Origin of the sequence: Aquisphaera insulae (assembly GCF_011064615.1) — a bacterium.
In the GTDB taxonomy this organism is placed as follows: Bacteria; Planctomycetota; Planctomycetia; order Isosphaerales; family Isosphaeraceae; genus Aquisphaera; species Aquisphaera insulae.
This window is the reverse complement of the sequence record NZ_JAALJH010000187.1, coordinates 1-3,379: the sequence shown is the minus strand read 5'-3', so window position 1 is coordinate 3,379 and position 3,379 is coordinate 1. Positions and strand designations below refer to the sequence as shown.

Annotated in this window: 3 protein-coding genes; 1 reads left to right on the top strand and 2 read right to left on the bottom strand. The window is 66.1% G+C overall.

What is annotated here, in order from left to right; all coding sequences use genetic code 11:
• Positions 1–317 precede the first annotated feature (317 nt).
• On the top strand, positions 318–1,064 hold the full coding sequence (locus G6O54_RS36555; RefSeq protein ID WP_165235921.1) for an SDR family oxidoreductase: 747 nt from the start codon (positions 318–320) through the stop codon (positions 1,062–1,064).
• A 258-nt stretch (positions 1,065–1,322) separates the two neighbouring features.
• Here G6O54_RS36555 and G6O54_RS36550 read toward each other — a convergent pair whose 3' ends face one another.
• Entirely contained in the window at positions 1,323–2,345 is a 1,023-nt protein-coding gene (locus tag G6O54_RS36550) for a DUF1559 domain-containing protein (RefSeq protein ID WP_165235918.1), read from the bottom strand.
• A 67-nt stretch (positions 2,346–2,412) separates the two neighbouring features.
• Positions 2,413–2,994, bottom strand: a complete 582-nt coding sequence (locus G6O54_RS36545; RefSeq protein WP_165235915.1) for a hypothetical protein — start codon at positions 2,992–2,994, stop codon at positions 2,413–2,415.
• Between the last annotated feature and the right edge of the window lie 385 nt (positions 2,995–3,379).

The window sequence follows — 3,379 nt, the reverse complement described above, 5'->3', positions numbered from 1 at the left end:
CCCATTCGGCGGGGAGCCGCTCCGAGCCCGGGAGGGCGAGGCTCCTGCCGAGCCCGGCGCCGGCCGAGGCATGCCGACAGGCCTCGTTCCCGCGCAACAAATCCTGGACAAGACGCCAGGGTCGTCCAGGCCGGCTTTTCACCTCGCCAGGGCCAGGCGACCGAATCGAGATAAGACACCGGAGCCGATCCTGCCGGCCTCGAGTATCGAAAACCGCCCCGACTGGCGTGAACCACAATCGACGTGGTGAACTGGATCACGCAGCGTCCTCATCTACTCTCAGGTGCCGGGGCGGCGAGTCAGCTCGCCGGGAATGCATGTCCGCGAATCGACTCGACGGCAAGGTGGCGCTCGTGACCGGCTCCTCGCGGGGGATCGGCCGGGCGATCGCGGTGCGGCTGGCCCGCGACGGGGCCGCGGTGGTGGTGAACTATGCGGGCAACGCGGCGGCGGCGGGGGCCGTCGCCGAGGAGATCCAGGGCACGGGAGGCCGGGCGGTCGCGGTCAAGGCGGACGTGGCCGTCGTCGCCGAGGTCGGCCGGCTCTTCGATGAGGCGATCGGCCATTTCGGCAAGGTCGACATCCTGGTCAACAACGCGGGCGTCATCCTCTACAAGCGCCTCGTGGACGTGACCGAGGCGGAGTTCGACCGGCTCTTCGCGATCAACGTCAAGGGGACCTTCTTCTGCTGCCAGCAGGCGGCCCGGCGGCTGGCCGACGGCGGGCGGATCGTCAACTTCTCGTCGTCCACGACGGCCCTGATGCTGCCGACCTATTCCGCGTACGTCGCCACCAAGGGGGCGGTCGAGCAACTCTCCCACGTCCTCGCCAAGGAGGTCGGGGCGCGCGGCATCACGGTCAACGTCGTCTCGCCGGGGCCGACCGATACCGAGCTCTTCAACGAGGGCAAGACCGAGGAGGACCGGAAACGGCTCGCCCAGATGGCGGCGTTCGGCCGGCTCGGCCGGCCGGAGGACATCGCCGACGTCGTGGCCTTCCTCGCGAGCGACGAAGCCCGCTGGATCTCCGGCCAGAACGTCCGGGCCAACGGCGGGCTGATCTGAACCGAGCGGGAGGGAAGGTGTCGGAGGAGGGGAGCCGTCAGGAACCGATCGCGAAATGGATTGATGTCGGCTCCTGACGCCTTTCCGCCGTCCACAGCTCCGAGGTTCGACGGAAAGGCCGGTGTCGTGAGCGAGACCGGGATGCCATCGCTCGCCGCGGCGTGGGTCGTTGAGTTTGCGTTTCTGCGTGAGGCGCGAACCGGTCGCCGCGGTCTCCGGCCGTTCCCGGGTCGACCGCGGCCACAACGGCCTGCGAGGTCAGTACGCGTCGCTCGAGATGACTTCGCCGCCTCGAATGGTCCCCAGGGCCCGCCAGATGTTGCCATCGACCGTGCTCTTGATGAACTTCACGCTGCCGTCGCCGAAAAGCGTGTCGACGCCGCCGGGGTGATAGCTCCGGGCCGTCACGGCCGCGTAGGTCGGCCCCCCGTTCTTCTCCCGCTGGCCGTTGAGGTCGATGTCCTCGTTCCGATTCGGCCCCCCGAGGGTGACCTTGTTCGGCGGCCAGGCCGTGGTGAACCCGGTCTGATGCACGTGCCCGTCGGCCCATACCGTGTGCCCTTGCTTCGACCGGAATGAGCACGCGTTGTACTCCGGGGCGACCGCGAGGTGGTCGGCGTTGGGGGCGGGGATGACGCTCGGGTTGTTGATGTTCGCCAGCCCGCCACAGTCGCGGGTATAGCTGAAATAGGTCTTCGCCTCCGAGGCCAGCAGCGTGTTGCTGAGCCCGTCGTTGAACTCGGCGAACCTTCGGCTCCGATTGACGGCGAACGCGCTGCGGTTGTCCGTGCCGTTGAACCCGCCCCAGGTGTACCAGTCGCCCATGCAGAAGCCGTAGTTGGTCACCCCGGCCGGGGCCCCGAACGGGCCGATGCCCACTTCCTGGCGAGGTTCGCTGGGGCAGAGGAAGAACGAGATGCTCAGCCCGGTGATGGTGAGGTTAGGCCCCGACTCGTAGTCGATGGCGAAGTTGATGGAATTGAACGCCGCGCCTTGCTCGGTGAACGGGAGGAGGCGGCCGTGTACGCTCCAGCCGCCGTACCAGGTGACCTTCGAGCCCGACCCGCCCAGCACGAGCGGCGGCGGGAGCACTCCCGCCACCCCCTCGTAGTTGTGCAGGGCAAGGCCCAGTTGCTTCAGATTGTTGGTGCACTGGATTCGTCGGGCGGCCTCGCGGGCCGACTGCACGGCGGGCAACAGCAGGGCGATGAGCACGGCGATGATGGCGATGACCACCAGCAGCTCGATGAGCGTGAAACCCCGGCTTCGTTGACGAGTCATCGGTTTTCGGCCTTTCGGGCAGTAAAAGGTCACCACTCCCGAACCCCATCTTATACCTTAAAGCCTGTTAATCTAACAAGCTCTGACGTAACCCCTGTGGCATGGGGGGGGCCAAGAACTCCTTGGGGTAGTACGCGGAGCGGCTCCAGAATAGACCCCATGGATGGTATGACCGCAACAGGCCATCGCAGCCATGGCACGGACATTCTTGTTTCGCCATCGGGCCCCCCCCCGCCTTCAGGCGCAAGCCCAGGGTCCTGGCCGCGCCCTCCACCGGGCCGCTGCCGATCGCCTGGCCGGCTGCCAGGCGGCCGCGATAGTCCAGGCGGCCGATGAGGGCGACGAAGTCGTTCAGCAGCCGATCCAGGGCCGATCGCCGCTTCGGCTCGCCGTTCGTGTCCGACTCCTCGCCGATCAGTCGGCAGATGCCGGCCCAGCCCTCCTCCAGCAGCAGGCCCCGCCCGCGCTCGTGGAATGCAGTCGCCGCGGCGGTTGCCTCGCCGCAGAGCCGCTTGCCCGCCGCGGCGACGGAGGGCGATTCGCGGCCAGGCGATTCGCGGTCACGCACCCGAGATAGGGAAATCTGGGGGACGGGGGAAGGTTGGATGTTCGGCCGGTTGTTGACGGCCACGACGGTATCGCCCCTCAATCTTCTCAGTCGTGCTTATACTGCTCTGCTTGAGTGCCTGGCCTCCGGCAGCCTGGGCCTCCGGCAGCCTGGCCTCGGGCAGCCTGGCCCATGGTCACATGTATCCCGTTCGCTCGCGGCCCCTGCGAGCTGCGTTCTCCGTCCGTCTCACGTCCCGGAACCGAAAACTGAATGTCGGTCTTCTTGCGTGCGTCCTATTCGAATTTTGGTCTTCTACAGAGTAAGAATGTCCCGCTATCCGCCTTAGAAAGAAAAGACCTTATACGCGAAATAGTCGACATCGAGATGCGGGCTCAGTGCATTGAATACATCCTCCCTAGACAGGGGATATCCCCACCAAAGAATAGGATATTCCATTAACATGCTCTTGCTCAACCGAAAGATA

Excerpts from the sequence above, each read along its gene's own strand:
- G6O54_RS36550 (WP_165235918.1), bottom strand. The coding sequence starts at position 2,345 with ATGACTCGTCAACGAAGCCGGGGTTTCACGCTCATCGAGCTGCTGGTG.
- G6O54_RS36555 (WP_165235921.1), top strand. The coding sequence starts at position 318 with ATGTCCGCGAATCGACTCGACGGCAAGGTGGCGCTCGTGACCGGCTCC.